Origin of the sequence: Paenibacillus turicensis, from assembly GCF_050461185.1 — a bacterium.
Taxonomy (GTDB): Bacteria; Bacillota; Bacilli; order Paenibacillales; family Paenibacillaceae; genus Fontibacillus; species Fontibacillus turicensis_A.
The window spans coordinates 322,010-346,633 of record NZ_JBCMOR010000005.1 but is presented as its reverse complement, the minus strand read 5'-3'; the positions used below and the strand labels follow the sequence as shown (position 1 = coordinate 346,633).

Here is a 24,624-nt window from a genome sequence, read left to right as displayed (position 1 = left end):
ATAGGAGGTGACACAAGGTGCAACACCAAATAACTAAACGTTTGTTACGTTTTACTTGGATAAGTGTTGTTGTCGTTGCAGTTGCGCTCACTTTTTTTTATTCGTTACCTTATATTTATCCATTTATCATTGCATGGGTCATTGCTTATGCAATCCAACCTTTTGTTGGTTGGCTTAATCAATCTGCTAAATTACCTAGGTGGTTAGCAATTATGGTTGCACTCCTAGTATACTTTGGCGCAGCTATCATTATTTTGGCAGCAGCCATTACAAAGCTGATTAGAGAGCTAGTTCACCTTACAAGTACAATTGAGGTCCAGCTATTACATTGGAAAAATGCTTTTATACATTGGAGTCAGCAAGAATACATTCAAAATTTGATTGCAGAGATCAATTTATTTTCTACTAACAACTCAGGATACGGTTATACTGTGACTAAAAATATAGATAATACTACTGCAAAAATTAGTGAATTTATTAGTTCTATGATCTCCACCTTACTTGGGAGTATTGTGAATATCATTACTTCCTTACCTAATCTTCTCTTTATTGTAGGTGTGGTTTTATTAGCAGCTTTTTTTATAAGTCAACATTGGGAAAATTACCGTGAAGGAATCAAAAGCTATATTCCACTTGATTATCGTGTAACTTCGGGGATGGTACGAGGTGATTTACAGAAGGCTTTTTTTGGTTACTTACGTGCACAGTTAATTTTTATTTTTATTACAGCCTCCTTAGTTTTTATTGGATTGTTAATACTACAGGTAGATTCACCTTTTATTTATGCTTTATTTATTGGCTTAGTCGACTTTCTCCCCTATCTTGGGGCGGGAACCATCATGTTGCCATGGAGTATTTATCTTATCGTTACAGGGAGCTTGCAGCTTGGATTAGGGCTAGCTGTTTTGTACGCTGTCATTCTTGTCGTTAGACAAATCATCGAACCCAAAATACTAGCAACTAATGTTGGTCTGAAGCCCCTGCCTACACTTATTTCATTATTTGTTGGGCTTAAAATGTTTGGTATTTTAGGCTTTGTTGTTGGACCTGTATTTCTTGTAGTTACGGGTGCTATATATCGAGCTGGTATTTTTGAAAATATACGAAACTATATTTTACATGGCAAGCTACGCTGACTAATACTAACCCTAACTAACCCCTAGCGACGATAATATGTAATTGAACCATCTTTCATTTTTTTAGCTAGCCATTTTAACAAGAAAAAGCGATAAATCGGACGGGTTAATGGAAATACAAGCGTGAATCCGATCACATCTGTAACAAAACCTGGGATAAGCAATAAAATACCGCCACCAAAAATACAAAGTCCATCTAGCATCGTACGCCCTGGAATTTGTTTGTCGCGTATTTGATGCTGGGCATCTGCAACCACTTTACGTCCTTCAAATTGCATCATTACACCACCAATAATCGAAGTGGCTAAAGTTAAAAATAGTGTTTTACCGATCCCAATCCGTTCACTTACCTCCACATACCCCCAAAACTCTAAGATTGGTAATAGTACGACAATTGCAATCATCCATTTACGCATATAAGAACTCCTTTATAATGTCTTTATTGTCTTTGCTTTCTCAAATGCAGCATACCAGTCAGGGAATACCTTTTTAAACTGAACAGGCTTGAAATCCTCACGTCTCACAATATAGTGAGAAGACATGCCTTCTACTCGAAGCTGTCCTTCTCCATCGAGCACTTCATAGGCATATGTAGTTTTAACACCACCATTTTCATGAATACGTGTGCGAAGTATTACTTTTTCTCCATATGTAATGCCACGCTTATAAATTACATTCATCTCATGAACTGGGGAAATATAACCAGCTTGCTCCATATCAAAATATAAAAATCCTAAATCAGCACATAATTTCGTTCGACCCATTTCAAACCAATTTAAATAATTCGCATGATAAATTATACCCATCATATCAAATTCTGAATACTTAGGTTCAATACTTAATTCGCTGACAAACACTTGAGCTTCACTCCTATCTAACGCTTCTTTCTTTCATATCATAACCTATTAGCCCCCATTTTGCCAAAAAAGCAAAAAACAACAGCACCCATTTAAGGATACTGTTGCTTCTTAGAAACCGATCACTTTTCCAAAAAGGATAGGTTTATATTTATTTTCTAATTTGTCCAATTTTAATTAAGTTCGTAGAACCCGAACGACCTAATGGTACACCTGCTGTAATGACAACAAGGTCTCCTTCTTTAACTAGGCCAGACTCAAGTCCACCCTTCATTGCATAATCAAACATTTCGTCAGTTGAGGAAGCAAAGTTTCCTTTAACAGGAGTTACCCCCCAAGTTAAAGCAAGACGACGTAGAGTTTGATCTTCTGTAGTCACTGCGATAATTGGAGACTTAGGACGATATTTAGAAATCATACGAGCAGTATAGCCAGTTTCTGTTGAAGTTACAATGGCTTTAGCATTGAGCTCCAATGCAGAATTCGCTACAGCTTGACTGATTGCTTCTGTTACTGTTGTTTGTTGCGCATTTGCTTGCTTCATAAAAATTTCATGATATTCTAATGCAGATTCAGCTTTTTCAGCAATACGAGACATTGTTAATACAGATTCGATTGGGTACTTCCCTGCTGCTGTTTCACCAGACAACATAATTGCATCTGTACCATCAAAAATAGCGTTTGCCACGTCACTTGCCTCTGCACGTGTAGGTCTTGGGTTACGTTGCATAGAATCCAACATTTGAGTTGCTGTAATAACAGGTTTACCTGCAATATTACATTTCTCAATCATCATTTTTTGTGCTAAAGGTACATCTTCTGCTGGAATTTCTACACCAAGGTCACCACGAGCAACCATCAAACCATCTGAAACTTCAAGAATTTCATCCAAGTTGTCAACACCTTGTTGGTTTTCAATTTTGGAGATGATTTGAATGTGGGATGCATTATGTTTTTCAAGCAATTGGCGAATTTCCAAAACATCACTTGCTTTACGAACGAAGGATGCAGCAATAAAATCAATGCCTTGTTCAATCCCAAATTTGATATCGTTAGCATCTTTTTCTGTAATGCCCGGAAGTGAAATTGCAACGCCTGGAACGTTAACACCTTTTTTACTCTTGATTGTTCCACCATTCACAATACGGCATTTAATTTCTGTGCCTTGGATATCAACAACAGTAAGACCAATTAATCCGTCGTCAATTAAAATAGTAGAGCCTACTTCTACATCATTAGGAAGATTTTCATAAGTAATAGAGATACGATCCTTATCACCTTTAATCTCTTCTGTAGTTAGAGTGATAAATTCATCCTGCACAAGCTCTAATGAATCTTCTTTTAATACGCCGGTGCGGATTTCAGGGCCTTTTGTATCAAGCAGTATGGCTACAGATTTCCCTAATTCTTCACTCGCCTTGCGGATTGTATTAATCCGATTGCCATGCTCCTCAAAATCTCCATGGGAGAAGTTTAGACGAGAAACATTCATTCCGGCCATAATCAGCTTTTTGATGTTTTCTAACGATTCGCTGGAAGGACCGATCGTACATACGATTTTTGTTTTGCGCATTTGTGTTTCCTCCGTTTTTTTGTTCTCTCTATATGTTCTGTTCCAACAATTAAATTTACTATAGTTTTTAACATTTGTATAGGAAATTCATCATAGTTCTATAATTATTTCTAAGATTCTTCACTTTCTGCTTCCGCAACGTCTTCATTCTCATTATTTGTCATGTTGAACGGGACTTCTTGACTAGGTTGACTTGCATCTGCAAACTGACCTATTTTGCGGAATTTTAGATAACGATCCTCTAATAATTCATCACTATTCATAAGAGATAACTCTTTCAAATGAATCAACAGCGCTTTCTTGATTTCTTCCGCAGTAAACTGATAGTCGTTATGTGCGCCGCCACGAGGTTCTGCAATTATTTCCTCAATGACCTCCATCTCAAGCAAATCGTCCGCTGTTATTTTCATTGCGGCTGCAGCCTCATCCGCTCTCGAGGCATCTTTCCATAATATAGAAGCGGCACCGTTTGGTGAGATCGCTGAATAAATAGCATGCTCTAGCATCAGCACCCGATTGCCAACTGCCAACGCCAAGGCACCACCGCTACCTCCCTCGCCGATAACTACACATATAACAGGAACACGCAACAAAGACATCTCTCGCAAGTTACGAGCGATTGCCTCAGCTTGTCCTCTCTCCTCTGCTGCACTACCTGGATAAGCACCCTTGGTATCAATGAATGTAATAATAGGTCGCTTAAACTTATCGGCCTGCTGCATTAATCTAAGCCCTTTACGAAACCCTTCAGGATGTGCGCTACCAAAGAAACGAGCGATGTTATCTTTCGTATCCTTCCCTCGTTGCTGTCCAATCACTGTGACAGGTATGCCATCTAGCTTCGCTAAACCACCAACAATAGCAAGGTCATCTCCGTATAAGCGATCACCATGCAACTCGATAAATTCGTCAAAAATTAATGAAATCAAGTCAAGCGAGGTTGGACGTTGGTGCAAGCGAGATAAATACATTTTCTCTGATGGAGAAATATTGCTATATATTTCTTCCTCTAGCTGCTTATAACGCTCTTCCAATCGTGCAATTTCATCGCTAAAATCAATTCCCTTTTCATTGCCAAACTGCTCCAACTCCTGAATTTTTTCCCGAAGCTTCACAAGGGGGCTTTCAAAAGGTAAATCTCCTGCCATATATACTATTCTCCCTTCCCGCCATGCAAATCAAGCAATTTAGACAACATGGATTTCAATTCTTTGCGGTGAACTACTAAATCAATTTGTCCATGCTGTAGGTTAAACTCTGCCGTCTGGAAATCCTCCGGCAACTTTTGACGAATCGTTTGCTCGATAACAATTCTTCCAGCAAAGCCTAACACAGCACCTGGCTCTGCAATAATAATATCACCAAGCATAGCAAAGCTGGCCGAAACGCCCCCTGTTGTAGGGTCTGTTATGACCGAAAGATACAGGCCTCCTGCCTCGCTTAATCGAGCTAAAGCGCTGCTTGTCTTTGCCATCTGCATCAGACTCAAAATACTTTCTTGCATTCTAGCCCCACCTGAGGTGGAGAAAATAATCATAGGTAATGATTTTTCGATAGCTGCCTCAATGGCACGCGTAATTTTCTCACCTACAACAGAACCCATACTCCCTGTGAAAAAATCAAAGCTCATGACAGCAACAACGGTTTCAAAGCCACCTATTTTGCCTTGGCCTGTCACTACGGCTTCACGTAATCCAGATTTGAGTGTTTGCTGCTCAAGCTTGGTCGCATATCCCGGAAAATTAAGCGGGTCAACCGATACTAAATCCGCATCATATTCAATAAAGGTGCCTTCATCTATTGTATATTTAATCCGATCCATTGCATTTAGCCGCATATGATATCCACAGGACGGACATACCTTTAGATTTTTTTCTAATTCTTTACTATATTGAATACTCCCACATTTATCGCATTTGCTCATTAAGCCTTCTGGTATTTCACGCTTTGGTCGATCAGTTAACTGTGACTGATCGTCACCAACCATACGCTCTGAAGGAATGGTCGCATACTTTCTTTTTTTCTGGAATAAGTCTTTAAACACAACTACACCTCTTCAGCCGTAAATTTATTGCCTACTTCCTACAGTTAGAAATGATTAGGATGTAAAATTGAATTCAATACCTCTTGAATTTCATCCAATTCCCCTGAAGGAACTAAAATCTCAAACTGTTGCTTGGATAAACCTGCAGGACGTGTCTGGACGAGGAACCCTTCTTCCGATAATTTATGTTTAATGATTTCCGCAGCTTTAGCGGTAGGCGCGATATATATAACAGTCCACATGTCCTTGACAATGCCCCCTAACCTTTACTTCCTGTGCCCGTTTAATAGAGTAATGATAACATAATTTTCAAATTCACCGCAACAGAAGGAGAATTAGCTAAAAGCTAACAACTAAGCAGTAAAGGCACTCTTTTCATTCTAAGGCTTGTCTTGACATCATACCATATTTCTAAGAAACATAGGTGTTTAAGTCTATGCAAGTCCAATCCTAAATTTGCTTACTTTTTAAATATTCCTTAATGACATTATCCTTTATTCTACTTTACTCTCACCGTTCCTTCTCCCAACATGCTTTCGATTCGACTAAATAAAACAGGAGAAGGTTTAATACTGTACTCACTATTTAACGCTAACAATTTCCCAGTGCTTTCGTAAAATAGCACCGTTTCCATTGTACCATGATGTTGTTGCAACAATGCTCTCAAGCTGGAGAGCATATCGGGATTTTCAGCCTCCTGCTTAATTTTGATGAAGACACGTTGATTGTCTTGTTCTTTTGCTGCCTGCTGAATTGTTGTCCCTTGAGTTGTTGTCTTTTGACTTGACTTCTGAGCTGTAGTTTTCTGAAATGTTGGCTTCGAGCGTTTATCAGATTGCTTCTGCTTATAATTACGCCGCTCGATTAATTGATGCAAATTGGAGGGCTCAAGTGGCAATACTTCATCCGCTAACAGCTTAAAGCCTTCATCCTGCTGTTGAACATTTCCTAATAATATGAGCAATTCACCTTTCGCTACGTATTTAGCCCCACGCTTCCATACTTCAGGAAATAAAACAACCTCTACCCGCTCAATTTGGTCTTCAATTTCGATAAATGCCATCGCTTTGCCTTGCTTTGTCGTAATTTCCTTCAAAGACACGACCATACCTGCCACAATTACTGAGCTATGATCACTTGCATCTCCTAACTCCATTAAGCGGTCTATTGAAGATGCTTCTAGCCACTGTGCATGATCATCCAATGGATGTCCTGATAAATACAAACCAAGTAACTCACGTTCAAGCTCCAATTGCTGCCCCATTGTATAGGGTGAGATTTCAGGATAATTAATTTCCCAATTTAGATTTTCTGCAACATCAAAATCAAATAATTGCAGTTGTAAATCATCACGATCCTTACGCCATTTTAGTGCTGCCTCGACAGTTTCATCCACCATCGCAAGCAACTGTGCACGGTGACCACGTAAGGAGTCAAATGCCCCCGCCTGAATTAGGGATTCAATCACACGTTTATTACATACACGTAAATCAACACGACGACAGAAATCAAGCAAGCTGTCAAACGGTCGCTCCGCTCTTTCACGTAAAATACTTTCCATCGCTTGTGTGCCTACATTTTTTATCGCAGCTAACCCAAAACGGATGTTACCATGCGTACCCTGTTCCTCTTGGGCTTGATCATCAAGGTTATCATGTGATGTATGACTCAGTTCAGGTGTAAAATAAACCCCACTGACATTGACGTCTGGTGGCATCACTTCTATTCCCATACGGCGACACTCTACAATATATTCTGCAACTTTACGATGACTGCCCATGACAGCGGTCAACATTGCCGCCATAAAATAGACAGGATAATGTGCTTTTAAATAGGCGGTCTGGAACGCAAGCACACCATAGGCAGCCGCATGAGCACGCGGGAATCCATAATCTGCAAACCGAACGATCATATCATATACTAAATTTGCTTCCTGCTCACTATAACCTTGGTCTAAGCTACCCGACACAAAATGCCCACGTTGCTCATCAAGCACTTCCCTTTTCTTCTTCGACACTGCTCTTCTTAATAAATCTGCTTCACCTAAGGAGAAGCCCGCCATTTTAGAAGCAATCTGCATAATTTGCTCCTGGTACACAATAATACCATACGTATCACTTAAAATGGGTTCTAAGTCATTATGAGGATATTTAACCTTTGTTTCTCCATGCTTTGCTGAAATGTAATTAGGGATAAATTCCATTGGTCCTGGGCGATATAATGCCAAAACTGAAATAATATCCTCAAATGCAGTTGGCTTCAAATCTCGCAGCACACGCCGCATACCCGCCGACTCTAGCTGAAAAATACCTGTCGTTTCTCCGCGTCCAAGCATTTCATACGTTAACTTATCATTATCTGGAATCACCTTGAAATCAGGAATAAGCTGATGCTCTTCCTTTATCCATCTCATACAACGTTCAATGATAGAAAGCGTCCGTAATCCCAAAAAGTCCATTTTAAGTAGCCCAATCGCTTCAAGATGCTCCATGGAATACTGCGTAAGTGCCGCTTCTTCACTCCCCGCCTGAAGTGGCACCGCATTTGTAAGCGGATCACGTGAAATAACTACCCCTGCGGCGTGCGTAGAAGCATGTCTTGGCATTCCTTCTACCTTCATTGCCATCGTTAGCAACGTTTTTATCCGATCATTTGTTGTGTAAAGTGTGTTCAACTCTTGATTTAGCTGCAATGCCTTTGTAATCGTCATACCGGGATTGCCTGGAATCAGCTTCGCAGCCTTGTCCACTTCCCCAAAAGGAATCCCTAAGACCCGCCCTACATCTCGAACAGCCGCCCGCGCGGCCATCGTACCAAACGTAATAATCTGGGCAACATGCTCGGCACCATATTTTTGCGAGACATAAGTGATCACCTCATCTCGGCGCTCATCACTAAAGTCAATATCGATATCTGGCATCGTAATACGTTCTGGATTCAGAAATCTCTCAAACAATAGCTGATACTTAATTGGATCTACATCTGTAATATGAAGCACGTAAGCAACTAAGCTCCCTGCTGAGGAACCACGTCCTGGTCCTGTTGCGATTCCTTGACTATGTGCATAGCTAATAAAATCCCAAACAATTAAAAAGTAATCACTAAAACCCATATCTGTAATGACAGATAACTCATACTCTAGGCGTGCTACTAGCTCCTGACGTTGCTCATCATTTTGCCAAATCGTTAATTGCTCATACCTTTCCTGTAGCCCTTTAAAGCATAATTCTTTTAAATAACTTTCTGCATTATGATTTTCGGGGATGGGTCCATATCGCGGCAAAATATGTTGGTCAAACTGTAATTCGAGCTGACATTTATTTGCAATCTCTATTGTATTTTGGATCGCCTGAGGTACATGTGGAAATATTTTCTGCATTTCCTCGCCAGTTTTCAAATAGAGCTGATTATTGTCAATTTTGAATCTATTTTCATCATCAACGGACTTTCCTGTACCAATACAAATTAGTACATCCTGCACCTCAGCATCTTCTGTCTCTAAATAATGCACATCATTAGTTACCACAAGAGGAATGGAGAGCTCCTCTGCCAGCTTCATAAGCAATGGATTTACCTGCTTTTGCTCCCTGATCCCATGATCCTGTAGCTCTAAGTAATAATCATCTCCAAAAATTGTTTTGTACCATAGAGCTGACTTCTTCGCTTCCTCATATCTTCCTTGTAGCAAGTGCTGAGGAACCTCTCCACCTAAGCAGGCACTGAGGCAAATAATCCCTTCATGATACTTGTCTAGTACCTCCCGATCGATCCTAGGCTTGTAATGAAAACCCTCTAGATGACCAATCGAGCATAACTTCATTAAATTACGGTATCCTGTTTCGTTTTTGGCAAGTAAAATCAAATGATAAATCGGCTGATCCTTTCGGCTCCCCCGTTCCTTACGTGAATTGGCGGTAAAATAAACCTCACAGCCAAGGATCGGCTTAATACCATGTGACTTACATAATTTATAAAAAGGGATCGCCCCATACATAACGCCATGATCAGTTAATGCTAAGGAAGTCATTCCAGAAGCAGCAGCTTTAGCCACTAATTCTTCTAATCTGGCGGCGCCATCTAATAGGCTATATTCACTATGCACGTGTAAATGAACAAAACTGCTCATGGTTTACCTTCCTTCAAGTAGAATTTACAAAAAATTAAGCTACTACATAAAGATCAATACTTAATAATCATAGAGGTGGAAGCTACGGTACAGAGGGTTGTTTCGATCGTTGTTAAAATCAGATTCCTTTCCTTACACAATACTCATAGTTGAAATCCGATTTTAAATACGAACGCTTTCGCTTCTCCACAATCCCTCTGTCCCTTCGCTAGGCTGGTGTTGTTTATTAAGTATTGATTGAAAGTAAGGGCTTTATTTTTTAAAGTTAAGTCACTCTTTAATGGGGAGTCCCCCTAGATTTCTACTACCTTCTGTCCTAGTCTTACTCCGCTCGGACATAAGTATGGCCTTTCTAAATAGAAGCCAAAATTGAGAAAGTGCCCGATTGTCTATATTGTATCATTAAGCGTTATAAAGCAAAGGAGTAAAATGAACAATGAAATTTCATCATCTATACCTCCCCACCTCATGAAAACACATCAGTGGAGTTTTGAAGGAATGTGGACAAGCGAACGCGGTCGCCTTTAAAAAGTAGATTTCTTCCTTATATAAAGGCTCAACCTTAAAATCGGTACTTGACAATAAGCAAACTAAGCGGAGGAGCAGAGAGATGGTGGAAAAGCGATAGCGTCCGCCTTTAAGGTCCCACTTTTATCATTTCAAGACAGGTTATAAAAAAAAGTGGAACTTTAACAGCGGTTGAAACCACTCTCTGCTACGTAGCCTCCCACCTCAAAGATTGTCAAGTACTGATTAATATGTTGAGCCTATATAAAAAATCATTTATGAAATCTACTTTTAAGAGCGATGGGAACACCCTTCAAAATGTAACGCTGTTTTATTAAATATTTTATCATATAACACCAACCTCCGCCCATACAATGATAGTAAGGGAAAGGGGGGACAAGCAACATGAGTACATTTATTTCAAAAGCAATTATGGATTTTTTTGTTGCGTTTGGCATTGTGTTAGGCGGTGCTTTAATTGGAGGCATAGGGGCGATCGTATCGTTACAGCCACCTACACAATCGATGCTTGATATTGCTGATCGCATTAAAATTTGGGCACTTGCTACAGCAGTTGGCGGAACTATTGATCCGATGAGAGTAATTGAAAGCAACTTTTTTGATGGTAATCTATCTCCTGCTATTAAGCAGATTTTATATTTGTTGTTTGCTTTTGCGGGAGCTCACTTAGGATCATTACTTGTTAGATGGGCATGTGGGGGAAGTCGGGGATGAACGATAATAAGTCGTCCTGGAAAATAAAAATTCAGCGCTTTATGCATCTCACTTCGATATTTATATTAGGAATAATTGCTGGAACCCTTATTTATAATCTTATCTACCAAGCTAGCTACAACACGTTATGGATACAAAATAAAGATCTGCAAATTCAGCTTCATCAAGCAGAAGAAGATAATAAAACGCTTAAAAAATATAATAAAAGAGCAACAATTATTAAGGAAATTAAAGTGCGAATTGAAGAAAATGACCCTCCTTTAGATGAATTGGCGATGAAAGAAGTGACAAAGCAGCTTCAAGAGGAGCTTGAGGTTTTACGCGGACGAAGTATTTTTGAAATTGATGAGGATGCTAAAATGGCACGCACATTGTTAAATCGCAAGATTTATGATGTACGGGACAAAGAATATGCGATTCAAATTAAAACGATGCTTGTGAGCGAAGGTGTCTTGCAGGTATGGGTATCCATGCGTCCTTATATAAGAAACTAAGGCAAAAAGCACCTTAGGGCGTGTCTGAAAACTCACTCAGGGTCATCTATTCCCGCCTTTTCGCCTCCTACTGCGTTACTTTTCCTTGACTTACCCCGGTAAGCCTGCGAAAAAGTGCCTTGTATGAAGCGAAAATTCGCCAATATCTACTCCATGCTGACTTTTTAGACACGCCCTAGTCCCTTGTTAGGATATAATTTTTCTACTTCTTTCATTAAGAATGATCTATAGATTGTAACGTAATCATCGCTTTGGTGACCACATGCTCCTGATAAGTCATTGCGATTTCTAGTTTACACGCTCTCCGACTCATTTCTAATACGACAGGGGCAATAACCACTGGATTTTCAATTTGCAACGGTCTTACAAAAAAGGTCGTTAAGTTATCAACGACATAGTCGCCACCCGTAACATCCTTTGCGGCACGAATCGCTGCTTGTGTTAACAAAGATGTGATTACGCCATGAGAGATTGTGCCTAATTCACTGGACATTTGTGGTGTAATCATCCCATGGAAAATAAGCTTACCACTATCATCACGTTCCTCAGCAAAACCATTCCACATTAGATGCTCAAATGTTTCACCAAGCTGCGGCTGATTACGTGCATCTCGCATAGCTTGTAATACCTCACGTCTTGTGACGGAGGAAACTAACTTACGATTACGATCAACTACAGGTAAAAAATCAATGCCTTCCCATACCATAATTTGCGCGGCAGAAGCTAGTGATGTCTGCAAACCAACTGTAATGGGATGTCTTGTTACATATTTTTCTATGCACTGATCCCCATGAAGCTGTTCAATATCTTTACGGCTAATAATACCAATTACACGATTCCATTCGTCTACGACAGGAAAATGATATAGACCCGTTTCAATCGACAATTCATCAAAGTCTGAAATATTACTCGTCATTTTAAGCAAATTCACACGTGGCTTTAAGGAAACGATATCTTCAATTAACATAATTTTTTTCTTAATCAACCGGTCAAATAAAGCCCGATTAATCATGGATGCAACTGTAAACGTATCATGGCGAGAGGAAATAATCGGTAATGCGAGCCGATCAGCTAATGCTTTTACCTCACGGCTTGTACCAAATCCCCCTGTAATTAGCACGCCTGCCTGCTGCTGCAAGGCAAGTGAATGTGCATTTTCTCTATTCCCGATAATAAGCATACTTCCAGCATCAATATATCTTGCCATTGCATCAATTTTCATCGCACCAATTACGTATTTATGCAATGTTTTATCCAGACCTTCAGCACCACCAAGAACATGTCCCTCTACAATTTCTACGACATCCGCAAAGGAAAGCTGATCGGAAATATTGCGAGGTTTCTTCTCAATTCGTATTGTACCAATTCTTTCCTTGGTGACAACAATACCCAGGTTTTCAGCTTCCTTAAGTGCACGATATGCAGTTCCTTCACTGACAGAAAGCGATTTTGCTAGCTTTCTCACAGAGATTTTAGTTCCAATTTGAAGACCTTCTATATATTGAAGCAACTGCTCATGCTTGGTGACAGTCTCTTCATACCCTTCCAACTGTTATACCTCCTAGTTAAATCTGTACTATTCTGTACCTATTATACACCAACCTTTACTCTATTTTATACCCATGATTTATTGTTAGAAATCTTATATAAACATACTGTAAAATATAATTCATCTATAAACTATAATTTAGCAATTCATTAATCCATTCATTCAATAGCTATTAAAAAAAGGAATACACCGTATATACTGACGGCGTATTCCTTTTGATTTAAATTTTCGATTACATTATCATTTGAGTTTTTTCAAACTTGCAGCAATTCTATTATTCAGCATCATCTGCTAGCTTATGTTGCCATTGTCTTGCCTTTTCACGTCTAATCGCATCCAAGGCACGCTCTTTTTCCTCGTTTACACCTAATAAATAATATAAGTGTGCACCAATAACAAGAAATGCAAAGGCAGCCCACACAATACCAAATATAGAAACAAAGGTAGCTCCAGATGTAAATGTAATCATCGGAAGGGCATAAACTAACATGGCAAGTGCCAAAATTAAATATACAGCGTGTTTGAATTTACTTGGTTTTTTGACCGTTTTCATCGCAAAACAGCTCCTTCTTCTCTTAAACTATATTTCTATTCTATGAAGTAAATCCTGAAATATGAGCCAAGCTTCTCTATTTTATGAAGTAATTCATAAAACTTTAGCTAGGCTTCTCTATTTTTAAAAGCAATTCACAGATTATGAGCCACGTTTTAAGAAAAAGAAGGTGTGAATAATTTCGTTTATTGCATTTCTCCACCGTAAAGGTGCGCTAAGCTATCAGTAATGATTTTGTTTACATCTTGAATAATAACGCTAAGTCTACGTTCTGCATCAAATAGTTTATGAATATGTGGATTCTGACTGATCAGTTCGAATTGCTTCTCCATCTTTTCCATTTCCTCAGGAGCTGGCATTTCGCCTGTCATCATTTTTTGTTGTACTTCATTTTGACGCAAGCGGAAATTATCTAGCATCTCTTTACTTTGAACGTCTGCCTCAATCAATTTCATCGCTTCACTAATTTGTGTAACCTCTTCGCTTTCCTTCAAAGCACGTGCAAGCTCATGTGCGTGATCATAAATTTTCATATTAAACTTCCTCCTCAAAATATTAAATATAACATCCCTAGGTTAATCACCAAGGTTTCTACGTCCTCATATGATGCATTACATGCAATTAAGCAGAGTAAACCATAGCCCAAGACGAAATGCCTTGATAATTGGAAGGAGTCCCTCTTCATGTCCTCCAAAAAAATGATATTACAGATCATGAATTCAGGATTACTGGAAGATGACTGCCTTGTGCTCGGAGATTCACACATCAAGCAATGGAGAATTCCGATCCATCGTCCATTGATGCTGAGCTTTGGCGCATCTCGCCACAGAGTTAAAGTTATTCCCTTAAGCAAGTCTCAAGAAGCCAAAATCAGTCCAAGACTTGCAAGCAAGCTAGGTATATTATCAAAAACTACGTTGAGACTTCACTATCAACCACAATCTTCGACGCTTAAACTCGGACCCGTTATCGGTGTACTCATCAGCAAAGATTATCCCGCGACACCTGAAAGACCATTTGGTCAAATCACGATGTTTTGTCAAGAGCTTGTTAACGCCTGCAAGCAACAAGGCCTGTATGTTTACTTTTTTACCCCAGATCATATCGGCACAAACGCAAGTCAGTTATCAGGCTGGGTGTATGACAATGGGTGGAGGAAAATGACAGTACCTGCAGCAGATGTTTTTTACAATCGATTAACCTCACGTAAATTAGAGAACAAACCTAGCGTACAGCATTTTTTAAAAGAAGTAAAATCTAGCTTCGGGAGTCAATTCTTTAATGAAAAGTTTCTCGATAAAACCGAGGTATTTGATGCATTAGCACATGACCCTTCATTAAGCCGTTACTTGCCAGAATCACATCTATTTAAAAACTATGCCATGCTCAAAACGATGTGCGCCAGGCACCCTGTTGTATTCCTCAAACCTATCCGTGGCAGCTTAGGCAAGGGCATTATCCGCATTTCTAGAACTGAAGGTGGATATCAGTCCTTAACTGCTCAGGTTGGAGGAACACGCAAGCAAAGCTATACGAGCTTAGCCAAGTTATTTGCTTCCCTATCTGGCAAAATGAAAACAACACGTTATCAAATTCAGCAAGGCTTAAATCTCATTGAAATTGAGCATCGTCCAGTTGATTTTAGAGCCCTAGTGCAAAAAAATTTAACGGGTAAATGGAATATTACTTCTATTGTAGGTCGTACTGCCGGTAGTCAGCATTTTGTATCTAATTTAGCACGAGGCGGCACGTTAAGCACCGTTAAAGAAGCGGTTGCTCGCGCTACACTTCCTGCTCAGGTCAAGGGTAAAATTGCCGGACGCCTACAAAAAACTGCGCTAGATATCGCTCAAGGGATTGATAAATATATTCCGGCTCATTTCGGGGAATTAGGGATTGATCTCGCAGTCGATAACACAGGGAAAATATGGCTCTTAGAGGTGAATTCTAAACCATCAAAAAATGATAATACACCGATTGGAGCAAGTAAAATTCGCCCCTCAGTGAAACAAGTTATTGAATACGCTCGATACTTATCTGGCTTCTAGGGGGGACTTAGAACAATGAGCAAATTACAGCTAGGCTCGTTAGGCATCTTAGTTACAGAAAGCAACGGCTCTCTTCCCTTTACTGAAGGCCAGCTATGCCGAAGATTATGCTTGCTAGGACACAAGCAGCAAATACAGGTATTTGTGTTTTGTCCAGAATGGTTTAAACCAGGAGAACAGTCCATCAAAGGGTACAGTTATGGAGAGCAAGGCTGGCGCAAAGGTAATTTCCCTTTGCCAGATGTGGTATATGATCGATATTTTTCCCGTAACGCCAAACAACATCAGTCCAAAGTGATGTGCCTTACTCAGTTAAAGGAAGCTCACGAGTTTATGTATTTAACGCGAGGATTAGCAGGGAAATGGATTGTACATCAAGCTTTGTTACAAAACAAAGAGTTAACCCCTTATTTACCTGAAACGCTATTATTCGAGGGGAAAAATCAATTGGGAGACTGGTTAACCATTCATCAGGGGGAAGCTTTTTTAAAGCCACAATGTGGCACACATGGTAAACGAACACTATATATTAAAGCCATAGGGCATAAAGACCAATTATTTATAAGAGGACGTAGTGGGGCAAATACCGTTTTTACACGTTATTTAAATACGAGTGCAGGTTACAGCTGGATTGAACGATTTACACAACACAAAAATTACTTATTACAGCCTTATTTACATTTAACTAACATACAAGAGGAGCCGTTTGATATCCGTGTCTTAATGCAAAAGGAGCAAACAGGGACTTGGAATCTTACTGGTGCCGCTGCCAGGATTGGAAGAAAAAACTCGCTTACCTCCAACCTGCATGGCGGAGGCAAAGCCCATAAAGCACGCTCTTATCTTATTCATGAATTTGGTAAAGTCAAGGCGACAGAAATTATGGATACCATTACACATTTATCAACCATTATCCCTTTTACATTAGAAGCTAATTTTGGACGTCTTGCAGAGCTTGGTATTGATTATGGTGTAGATAAGCAAGGCAAGGTATGGGTGCTTGAGGTCAACTCTAAGCCAGGGCGATCTGCCTTTTTCCAGATTGGAGAAGCCGACAGTGCTAGGAAATCAGTAGAAAATCTGATTGATTATACTCATTACCTGCTTACACACAGAATGTTTAGGAGGATAAATTCATGAGCTTGACTTTTGGCAACGTTCATTTCACACAGCAGCCCCAGAAGGTCGTATATGTATCTGGTGCTTTAATGAAAAACTTGAATTTGTCAGGAAAAAAATCAGTTCAGCTTCGCTTAGGTGGCGAGCGGATGCCTGCAATGCTTAAGCCCATCAACAAATCAGGCAAACACTTATACCTACCCACTAGTGTTAGAAAAAAAATGAAGGTGCCTAGCTCTGGTAGCGTATTTTTGCGAAGCCTACAAGAAGGAGAAGTACAGATCGGTCCCTTAATTGGAGTTTTATCAGATGGCCCAACTTCTTCTGCCCAAAACCCTTTTGGCTCTAGAACGGACTTTATTAAGCAACTCCTTCGAGCTGGAAATAAAAAATCTTATATTTTTGCCTTTACACCTAAAGATATTCATTTTGAAAATGATACCGTAAACGGATATTTCCTTAACGAAGCTGGTAGGTTTATACGTAAGACCGTCCCTCTTCCCGATGTCGTTTACAATCGTCTTCCTAGTCGTAGAGCAGAAACCTCTAACTCCATTAACCAATTACGTGAAAAGCTAGCTCGTCGGAGAATTCCTTTTTTCAACTGGAGCTTCTTTAATAAATCAGATATTTATCGTTTGCTTGAAAATGATAACACTGTGAATCGTTATGTTCCGGAATCGATTATGAATCCAGCCCCAGAGCAAATAAAGGAAATGCTAGAACGACATTCAATCGTTTATTACAAACCAAATAGCGGTAGTCTCGGTAAAGGTATTTATCGTCTCTCCTATATTCCAAAAAGTGGATACTACGCTCGTTATCGCAACAAAGATCGCAATGCACTGCTGAGATTTAAATCGTTTCAGAGTCTGATGCGTACATTGCAGACACGTCATGGCGGGCAATTGCGTGGATATGTAGCACAACAAGGAATTCGTTTAATTGAAATTGATAGTTGCCCCATTGACTTTAGATTCCACATGCATAAAAATGGTAAAAATCAATGGGTTGTTGTAGGCATTGGCGCTAAAAAATCTGGTAAAGGTAGCGTGACAACACACCTTAAAAATGGCGGCTCCCTTTTGACTCCAGAACAGGCACTAAGCCGCACATTCGGCGCTCGAAGTGACGAAGTATTACGAAATGCAAAGGCAGTAGCAATACGACTTGCAGAAGCCATTGAACTCCATCATCAACATTTAATCGGCGAAATTGGATTTGACTTAGGGATTGATCAAGACGAAAAAGTGTGGATGTTTGAAGCTAATGCGAAACCAGGGCGATCTATCTTCAAGCACCCTTCTCTTCGAGCCGAGGGAAAAGCATCTGTTGAGCATATTCTTGAACATTGCTTGTTCCTTAGCAAATTTCGGAGGAGGGAGGTATAATGAACTACCCTGTTGATGAGCAAAGACCTGTCATTGCAATTTTGACTGTGTCAGATAAAGTAAAGCTATTTAGGGGTAACCATGCTAATTTTCGGGATATCGTTAAAACAGGTCGTGAAATGAATACTTTAGTATATGTAGTCACCGTGAAGGATTTAAAGCTACATTCACCAAAGGTTCAAGGTTATGGTTATGATCCAAATGAAAAAACATGGATTAGAAACTGGTTTCCATTACCTGATGTTATCTATAATCGGATCCCATTACGCGAAGATGAAAATAAACCTAAGGTGAGACAAAAAATTGAGGAGTGTTTAGAGCACCCTTCGATCCAACTGTATAATCCGTACTTTTTTAATAAATGGCGACTATTTGACTGGCTCAAAAAAAGCCAAAGCACAAAGGCACTTGTACCCGATACAAAGCGTCTTCTTTCCTCCAAGTCACTTGCAGCTATGCTTAAACAATATGGTTCGTTATATTTAAAGCCTGAAAGTGGTAAGGCAGGAAAAGGGATTATGCTTTTGCAGTGGGATGAAGCCAGTCCTCGTCCCTTGTGCCTAATCATTCAAGGTCATCACCACAAAAATATCGTATACCGGACTGCCTCGCTACCGAAGCTATGGAAAAGAATACGTAAGGAAAGTGGAACTTGTGCCTATATTATGCAGGAGGCGATTGAATTATCCTCCTATCGTAATCGTCATTTTGACCTTCGAGTACTTGTACAAAAAACAGGCAAAGGGAATTGGATGATTACAGGCATTGGCGCAAGACTGGCAGGACTAAAAAGAATTACGACACATGTCCCTCAAGGGGGAAGTATTGAAGAGCCTGAAAAACTGCTACTCTCCTCCTTTGGTCAGGAAATGACCAGTTTATTAATGAATAAGCTGAAATCTAGTGCCATTCTTATCGCAAAACATTTAGAGAAGTCTTGTGGTTATATGCTGGGGGAAATGTCGATGGATCTAGGGATCGATCGAAACGGGAAGCTATGGTTTTTTGAGGCTAACGCCAAGCCGATGAAATTTGATGAAACACATATTCGTAAAAAGTCACTTGAGAGAGTGATTCAGTACAGTCATTATTTATATCGGAATGCCAAGCAAATACAAAATTAAAATAAGCTCATTTAAAGTTTAAGGTACATTGACACAAAGACTTGATTTAATGGAATGGGAGGGGAACTCTACATGAACATAAGAGCGATGAATATAAATCAAGATGGTTCTTGGGAACAAATTCATCAGCATATTTTATCCTTATATAAGAAATACGCAAAATGTAATGAACTAGATTCACACTCTATATTCCCTTCCCTATACAAATTATCATCTGCCAAACTACATCAAAAAGACTCTTCCTTCTTACTAGCTACGGTTAGAACCGAAGAGGGGGAACGAATTGCAGGCTTCGCCATTACAACAAATTATGGTCAAGATATCGGACTAATTATTGTCCACCCCCTGTATCGCAATATGGGCATAGGTACACAGTTATTATCTAGACAACTTATAGAACTAGGAACTGTATGTTATCAGGTCCCCATGTGGAATAAAGCTGCTGTAAAAATGTGCTTTAATAGTGGGCTTATAGCTACGCAAATGATTACTTTTTCTAAACATTATTCTTTTCTTATTATGGAAGCTTCTCACACCAACTTTAAAGCAGCAACCACCATCCAATAATAGTTAAATCGTAGTTTGATTACTTAAGCTTGAATGAACTTGAAGAGGTGATCGTGTGTGCCACAGCCTTCATTAGGTATACTAACATTATACCTGAACGATAAAAAGCAACTTGAAGAGAGGCAAATTTATCAAAAAATGATCGTAGAAGGTCAAAAGCTGGGCTTAGATATTTTTGTATTTACCCCTATGGATGTTCATAAGAATAAGGACATGATTTGGGCACTTGTTTACAATCCCAGCACAAAAAAGTGGTCTAGGAAGTGGCAAAAGTTTCCTCAATTAATTTTTGACCGCTGTCGTATTCAAAAAAGCAAACGCTTTGAGCAACTCAAAACATTCCGTGTCCGTTATCGTGATAAACTATTTTTAAACCGTCCCCTACGAGATAAATGGACCATACATCAAACGTTATCTCAAAAGAGTAAATTCCGCCCCTTTCTTCCTCAAACAAAACTATTTTTAAATATAAATAATGTTTTGGAAATGCTACAGGAGCATCAATGTGTGTATGTTAAGCCCATAAATGGAACCGGTGGCAGAGGCATTTTAAGAATTGAAAAATTGTCTCCGAATCAATACCGTATTCAAGGTAGGAAACCGTCAAGACAAATTATTCCTGAACGTAAAGTGAACCTAGTGCAGCTTAAATCGTATTTGCTTCATTGGCGAGGCGATAAACGTTTTCTAGTACAGCAAGGCATACAGATCAAGTTGCCTAATGGAAGAGTACATGATTATCGCATGCTAGTTCAAAAAAACGGAAATGGAAAATGGCAGGTCACAGGTTGTGCAGGTCGTATGGGCCCTGAGCGAAGTGTAACCTCCAACCTACATGGCGGGGGTAAAGCCATTCCGATGGATAACTTATTAAAAGAATGGAAATTTACTGAGGTAAAACGCGAGCAAATTAGAACAACCGCTGAGCAGCTTAGTCTTGAAATTGCTGCTTATTTAGAAGATACGTATGAAGCATTATGTGAGCTTGCTTTGGATTTAGGGATAGATCGCCAAGGTCGAATTTATCTAATTGAGGTCAATCCTAAACCAGCACGTCAAGTGTTCCTGCAATCTGGGGATACGGAGGCTTATCAGCAGGCGATTCGCAGACCACTGGAATATGCATTATGGTTGCATAAACAAAATAATACCGCCTCATCTTAAATTAGATCGAGGCGGTATTTTAATGCTGTATTACAGCTTTTGTATTACAAAATATTCGCTTTATGCTTCAAACGATAACCTGCATGGAAAACAGGTCCTACGTATTCGTTAAATTGATAACCACTAGCAATCGCTTCAGTAACGAAATCTTTTGCTTTGGCTACAGCTTCTTTGACATTTAAGCCATTTGCTAAACCACCTGTGATCGCAGCCGCAAATGTACAACCTGCACCATGATTATGTGCTGGCTCTATTTTTTGTGTCTCAAACACAGTAAACTCTTGCCCATCATAATATAAATCGATCGCATGATCACCGTCTAATGCTTTACCGCCCTTAATAACTACATTTTGGGCACCAATTTCATGAATTTTAATCGCAGCTTGCTTCATATCATCAAGACTTGATAATTTGCCCAATCCGGACAATACGCCTGCTTCAAACAGGTTTGGTGTTACAACTGTAGCTAGCGGCAACAACAAATCACGAATAGCATCTGCACTTTCTGGATTTAATACCTCGTCTTCCCCTTTACATACCATAACAGGGTCAATGACAACATTTTTCTGATCGTTAGCCTTGATCATCGCTTCAACAACCTGTATGATTTCCACACTACCTAACATCCCTGTTTTCATCGCTGCTACAGGACCACCAGCTAAAATCGTTTTTAGCTGCTCTGCCACTAACGCCGCATCAATCGGATAAACACGATGGTGCCAATCTTGATCAGGGTCCATCGTCACTATGGTCGTAAGTGCACTTAAGCCATACGTACCATATTCCTCAAAGGTTTTTAAATCGGCTTGGATTCCTGCTCCACCACTAGAATCACTACCGGCTACAGTTAAAGTTTTAAGTACACTTCCCAAAATAATTACTCCTTTTCAAAACGCAAATTAGCAACGTCAAGTCGCAATGTTTTTATATAGTATAATACATTTTTGTGTGTGCTCAAACTTTTTTTGCACAAATTTCGCCCTATTTCGCTCCCTTTATCGCGGCAAGAGGTAGGCATTTAGCAACAACACTGGCAAGTGATGCTCCAGTTACACTATTAATGATATCATCTACATTTTTATACGCTTGTGGTGACTCATCCAAAATCGATTCTAAGGAGTTCTGATTTACAACAATTTCATCCTCCTGCCCTACTCTTAACGCACTTGCAAACTCATCTACCGTAATTAATCGCTTCGTAGCTGAACGCGAGCGTACACGGCCTGCACCATGGCAAATGGAATAATAATTATCCACGCCACTTGGCTGACCTACCATAATATACGAAGCTGTGCCCATCGAGCCAGGAATGAGTGCAGGGTGCCCAGTAGCTACATAAGGTTTAGGATTGCCTTCATGCCCAGCAGGTAATGCACGCGTAGCCCCTTTACGATGAACAAATACATCTCCGTATTGCTCATGATGTTCTTCTAAAGCATAATTATGCATTAAGTCATAAAGGGTAGCAAACTTCGTTTTTGGGCCAAATATATCTAAAAAGGCTTCACGAATAGCATAAGCGATTAAATGTCTGTTCACGATCGCATAATTTAAAGCCGAATACATTTGGTTGACATACTTTTGTGCCTCGGGCTCATTCATTGGGGCAAACACTAAACGTGGATCACTTGTCCCTAAGCCAAGACGTTGCATTGCCTTCTGTACCTGAGTAAGTCCTACCTGACTTACATATCCACCCCAAGCTCTTGAGCCAGAATGGATCATGACCACGACTTGACCATCAAATAACCCCCATTTTTCAGCAATCTCACGTTGCTCTGGTGCAATTTCTATCGCTTGGATTTCAGCAAAGTGGTTTCCTCCTCCAAGTGTGCCAAGCTGACGATGCGCACGATGCCACGTCATATCCTCGATATCATTAAGCACTTCCTCGTCAAAAGCATACTTACTGCTCTCAACATGACTTAATGAGGTTGCCTTTTTAGGCGTATAGCCATCAGGAACATATTTAGACGGAAGGCCATGCAAGCCTTTTTTCACAATATGCTCTAAGCGAATATCACTAAAATGTCCACGTTGATGTGCCTCCATCGGTAAAAACTGTTCAATTCTACGAACAAGCTTGCGCCGAAGTCTAATGTCCTGTACATCCTCTTTATGGAGATTAGTCAAATGAACCCTCATACCACAACCAATGTCACTCCCAACAATTGACGGAGATACAACCCCATTATCCATGTTCCAAGCGGCTGTTGTACCAATACATGTTCCTACTCCTACATGCACATCAGGGGTGTAGCTCATATGTTGGATATTAGGGATCTGCAAATTGTTATTTGCCATCTCTAACACTTTGTAATCCAGTGTATTAAACATATCTTCATTCATATATACTTTTAATTTTCCAGCAGGTAATTGTACCTCGTGAATGTAACTCATAAATTACTCATTTCCCTTCTCGGCTCAAACCAAAATTAGGGGTTAAAAATCCTTAGCAACACCTAATTTTTAGATTGAGCCACCAATTGTATTATTATTTTCTTTTAGGGGTCTGATAACAAATGTTGTATATGGACGCAAAAAAACCATGGAATTAAGCTCCATGGCGATATATTCTGATATTAAATTACACCCATTAACAAGATATAGAAAATAATGGAACTACATTTAGTATTATGTCGTACGTATCAGACCCATGAGAACGGTTCTTGCATATTCAGATTGATTGTGTAATTTCGTATTGTTTGTCATGATTCTCATGGCCTCCTTTGTTATAATTTAGAAATATAATACCTAATTTTTCTACATGCTGTCAATCCTTTTAAAAGGAATAAACAACTATAATTAATTTTCTAACAACCTTTTCCATGCGGTGTGCATCTTTTGAATATATTTAGGATCGTTGTTCGTACACATTAAAGAAACGGTTCCCTTATGCTCTGATAAGTGCAATTCAGGGTGTCCTAATACTTCACTTAGACGGTGAACAGTACCCGCGTTTCCATCAATAATTTTAATGTGTGTAGGGACAATTTGACTTAAAATATGACGGTAATAAGAGTAATGCGTACACCCTAATACAATCGTTCCATATTGATTTAAATCATATCCTGCAAGTTTATTGTTAAAGTATTGCTTCATTTCGTCTTCATCAAATACTAAGCTTTCACAATAATGAACTAACTCTGGTAGTGGCATTGAATCCACTAAGGACTCATCATCAATACTTGACACAAGCATATGATATTTTGGTTGTTTAAGTGTAAGTGGTGTTCCAAATACAAGTACTCTTAGCCCTGCACGCCGACTCATTTCAAGCGCTGGCTTTACTGCAGGCTCCATTCCAATAACAGGAAAGTGATATTGCTGCCTTAGTTCTTTAATTGCAATGCTAGTCGCCGTGTTACAAGCCACCACAAGGGCTTCAATCCCCTGCTCTGCTAAAATGGATGTGGCATCAAGAACATATTTTTTAACATCCTCAGCTTGCTTTGTACCATAAGGAACATGTAACGTATCCGCAATATATAAATAATCCTGATGAGGCATCGCCTTGTAAGAATCCGCTAATACTGTTAAACCTCCCAGCCCTGAATCAAAAAAACCGATCGACATAATACGTTTACTCCCAACATCATAAATTAATACTAACCAATCCATTAAACATTATAATAAC

The 24,624-nt window shown here is 39.6% G+C and carries 22 protein-coding genes; 9 read left to right on the top strand and 13 right to left on the bottom strand.

The window, feature by feature from the left end; all coding sequences use genetic code 11:
• Nucleotides 1-17: 17 nt before the first annotated feature.
• Nucleotides 18-1,136 (top strand): sporulation integral membrane protein YtvI, encoded by a 1,119-nt coding sequence (gene ytvI, locus ABE099_RS03665; protein WP_430027471.1) that lies wholly within the window; start codon nt 18-20, stop codon nt 1,134-1,136.
• A 23-nt stretch (nt 1,137-1,159) separates the two neighbouring features.
• Here the strand turns inward: ytvI and ABE099_RS03660 are convergent, their stop codons facing one another.
• From ABE099_RS03660 to ABE099_RS03630, 7 genes are all read right to left on the bottom strand, one after another.
• Nucleotides 1,160-1,552 (bottom strand): FxsA family protein, encoded by a 393-nt coding sequence (locus tag ABE099_RS03660; RefSeq protein ID WP_210090319.1) that lies wholly within the window; start codon nt 1,550-1,552, stop codon nt 1,160-1,162.
• A 12-nt stretch (nt 1,553-1,564) separates the two neighbouring features.
• The gene (locus tag ABE099_RS03655) at nt 1,565-1,993 is read right to left on the bottom strand and encodes an acyl-CoA thioesterase (protein WP_430027468.1); all 429 of its coding nucleotides are present in this window, start codon (nt 1,991-1,993) and stop codon (nt 1,565-1,567) included.
• 151 nt (nt 1,994-2,144) lie between these two features.
• Nucleotides 2,145-3,566 carry a pyruvate kinase gene (gene pyk / locus ABE099_RS03650; protein ID WP_210090321.1) on the bottom strand — a complete coding sequence of 474 codons (1,422 nt, stop codon included), beginning with the start codon at nt 3,564-3,566 and terminating at the stop codon, nt 2,145-2,147.
• A 110-nt stretch (nt 3,567-3,676) separates the two neighbouring features.
• Nucleotides 3,677-4,714 carry an acetyl-CoA carboxylase carboxyltransferase subunit alpha gene (locus ABE099_RS03645; protein ID WP_430027466.1) on the bottom strand — a complete coding sequence of 346 codons (1,038 nt, stop codon included), beginning with the start codon at nt 4,712-4,714 and terminating at the stop codon, nt 3,677-3,679.
• A gap of 5 nt (nt 4,715-4,719) precedes the next feature.
• The gene (gene accD / locus ABE099_RS03640; protein ID WP_430027464.1) at nt 4,720-5,610 is read right to left on the bottom strand and encodes an acetyl-CoA carboxylase, carboxyltransferase subunit beta; all 891 of its coding nucleotides are present in this window, start codon (nt 5,608-5,610) and stop codon (nt 4,720-4,722) included.
• Between the two features lie 44 nt (nt 5,611-5,654).
• On the bottom strand, nt 5,655-5,852 hold the full coding sequence (locus ABE099_RS03635; protein WP_210090324.1) for a glutamate decarboxylase: 198 nt from the start codon (nt 5,850-5,852) through the stop codon (nt 5,655-5,657).
• Nucleotides 5,853-6,109: 257 nt separating this feature from the next.
• Nucleotides 6,110-9,736: a DNA polymerase III subunit alpha gene (locus tag ABE099_RS03630; RefSeq protein WP_430027462.1), complete on the bottom strand. Its 3,627-nt coding sequence runs from the start codon at nt 9,734-9,736 to the stop codon at nt 6,110-6,112.
• 912 nt (nt 9,737-10,648) lie between these two features.
• Here ABE099_RS03630 and ABE099_RS03625 point away from each other — a divergent pair.
• The gene (locus tag ABE099_RS03625; RefSeq protein ID WP_430027460.1) at nt 10,649-10,978 is read left to right on the top strand and encodes a YtrH family sporulation protein; all 330 of its coding nucleotides are present in this window, start codon (nt 10,649-10,651) and stop codon (nt 10,976-10,978) included.
• Nucleotides 10,975-11,472 (top strand): hypothetical protein, encoded by a 498-nt coding sequence (locus ABE099_RS03620; RefSeq protein WP_430027458.1) that lies wholly within the window; start codon nt 10,975-10,977, stop codon nt 11,470-11,472. Before ABE099_RS03625 ends, ABE099_RS03620 begins: the two co-directional genes overlap by 4 nt.
• A gap of 214 nt (nt 11,473-11,686) precedes the next feature.
• Here ABE099_RS03620 and ABE099_RS03615 read toward each other — a convergent pair whose 3' ends face one another.
• The 3 genes from ABE099_RS03615 to ABE099_RS03605 all read right to left on the bottom strand — a co-directional run bounded on the left by ABE099_RS03615 (nt 11,687) and on the right by ABE099_RS03605 (nt 14,107).
• Nucleotides 11,687-13,021 carry a DRTGG domain-containing protein gene (locus tag ABE099_RS03615; RefSeq protein WP_430027456.1) on the bottom strand — a complete coding sequence of 445 codons (1,335 nt, stop codon included), beginning with the start codon at nt 13,019-13,021 and terminating at the stop codon, nt 11,687-11,689.
• 274 nt (nt 13,022-13,295) lie between these two features.
• Nucleotides 13,296-13,574, bottom strand: coding sequence for a hypothetical protein (locus tag ABE099_RS03610; RefSeq protein ID WP_430027454.1), 279 nt, complete (start codon nt 13,572-13,574; stop codon nt 13,296-13,298).
• A gap of 185 nt (nt 13,575-13,759) precedes the next feature.
• Nucleotides 13,760-14,107, bottom strand: coding sequence for a YlbF family regulator (locus ABE099_RS03605; protein WP_430027452.1), 348 nt, complete (start codon nt 14,105-14,107; stop codon nt 13,760-13,762).
• A 150-nt stretch (nt 14,108-14,257) separates the two neighbouring features.
• Here ABE099_RS03605 and ABE099_RS03600 point away from each other — a divergent pair, with 150 nt between their 5' ends.
• The 6 genes from ABE099_RS03600 to ABE099_RS03575 all read left to right on the top strand — a co-directional run bounded on the left by ABE099_RS03600 (nt 14,258) and on the right by ABE099_RS03575 (nt 20,987).
• Nucleotides 14,258-15,622 carry a YheC/YheD family protein gene (locus ABE099_RS03600; RefSeq protein WP_430027450.1) on the top strand — a complete coding sequence of 455 codons (1,365 nt, stop codon included), beginning with the start codon at nt 14,258-14,260 and terminating at the stop codon, nt 15,620-15,622.
• A 15-nt stretch (nt 15,623-15,637) separates the two neighbouring features.
• Complete coding sequence (locus ABE099_RS03595; RefSeq protein ID WP_430027448.1) at nt 15,638-16,762, top strand: YheC/YheD family protein; 1,125 nt, start codon at nt 15,638-15,640, stop codon at nt 16,760-16,762.
• Nucleotides 16,759-18,132: a YheC/YheD family protein gene (locus ABE099_RS03590; protein ID WP_430027446.1), complete on the top strand. Its 1,374-nt coding sequence runs from the start codon at nt 16,759-16,761 to the stop codon at nt 18,130-18,132. The genes ABE099_RS03595 and ABE099_RS03590 overlap by 4 nt, the downstream gene beginning before the upstream one ends.
• Complete coding sequence (locus tag ABE099_RS03585) at nt 18,132-19,256, top strand: YheC/YheD family protein (protein WP_430027444.1); 1,125 nt, start codon at nt 18,132-18,134, stop codon at nt 19,254-19,256. The genes ABE099_RS03590 and ABE099_RS03585 overlap by 1 nt, the downstream gene beginning before the upstream one ends.
• Nucleotides 19,257-19,343: 87 nt before the next feature.
• Nucleotides 19,344-19,823, top strand: coding sequence for a GNAT family N-acetyltransferase (locus ABE099_RS03580; protein WP_430027442.1), 480 nt, complete (start codon nt 19,344-19,346; stop codon nt 19,821-19,823).
• 57 nt (nt 19,824-19,880) lie between these two features.
• Nucleotides 19,881-20,987, top strand: a complete 1,107-nt coding sequence (locus tag ABE099_RS03575) for a YheC/YheD family protein (RefSeq protein WP_430027440.1) — start codon at nt 19,881-19,883, stop codon at nt 20,985-20,987.
• A gap of 44 nt (nt 20,988-21,031) precedes the next feature.
• Here the strand turns inward: ABE099_RS03575 and thiD are convergent, their stop codons facing one another.
• The 3 genes from thiD to murI form a co-directional block, all read right to left on the bottom strand.
• Entirely contained in the window at nt 21,032-21,859 is an 828-nt protein-coding gene (gene thiD / locus ABE099_RS03570; protein WP_430027438.1) for a bifunctional hydroxymethylpyrimidine kinase/phosphomethylpyrimidine kinase, read from the bottom strand.
• A 109-nt stretch (nt 21,860-21,968) separates the two neighbouring features.
• The gene (locus ABE099_RS03565) at nt 21,969-23,387 is read right to left on the bottom strand and encodes an RtcB family protein (RefSeq protein WP_430027436.1); all 1,419 of its coding nucleotides are present in this window, start codon (nt 23,385-23,387) and stop codon (nt 21,969-21,971) included.
• Nucleotides 23,388-23,792: 405 nt separating this feature from the next.
• Nucleotides 23,793-24,608 carry a glutamate racemase gene (gene murI / locus ABE099_RS03560; protein WP_430027434.1) on the bottom strand — a complete coding sequence of 272 codons (816 nt, stop codon included), beginning with the start codon at nt 24,606-24,608 and terminating at the stop codon, nt 23,793-23,795.
• Between the last annotated feature and the right edge of the window lie 16 nt (nt 24,609-24,624).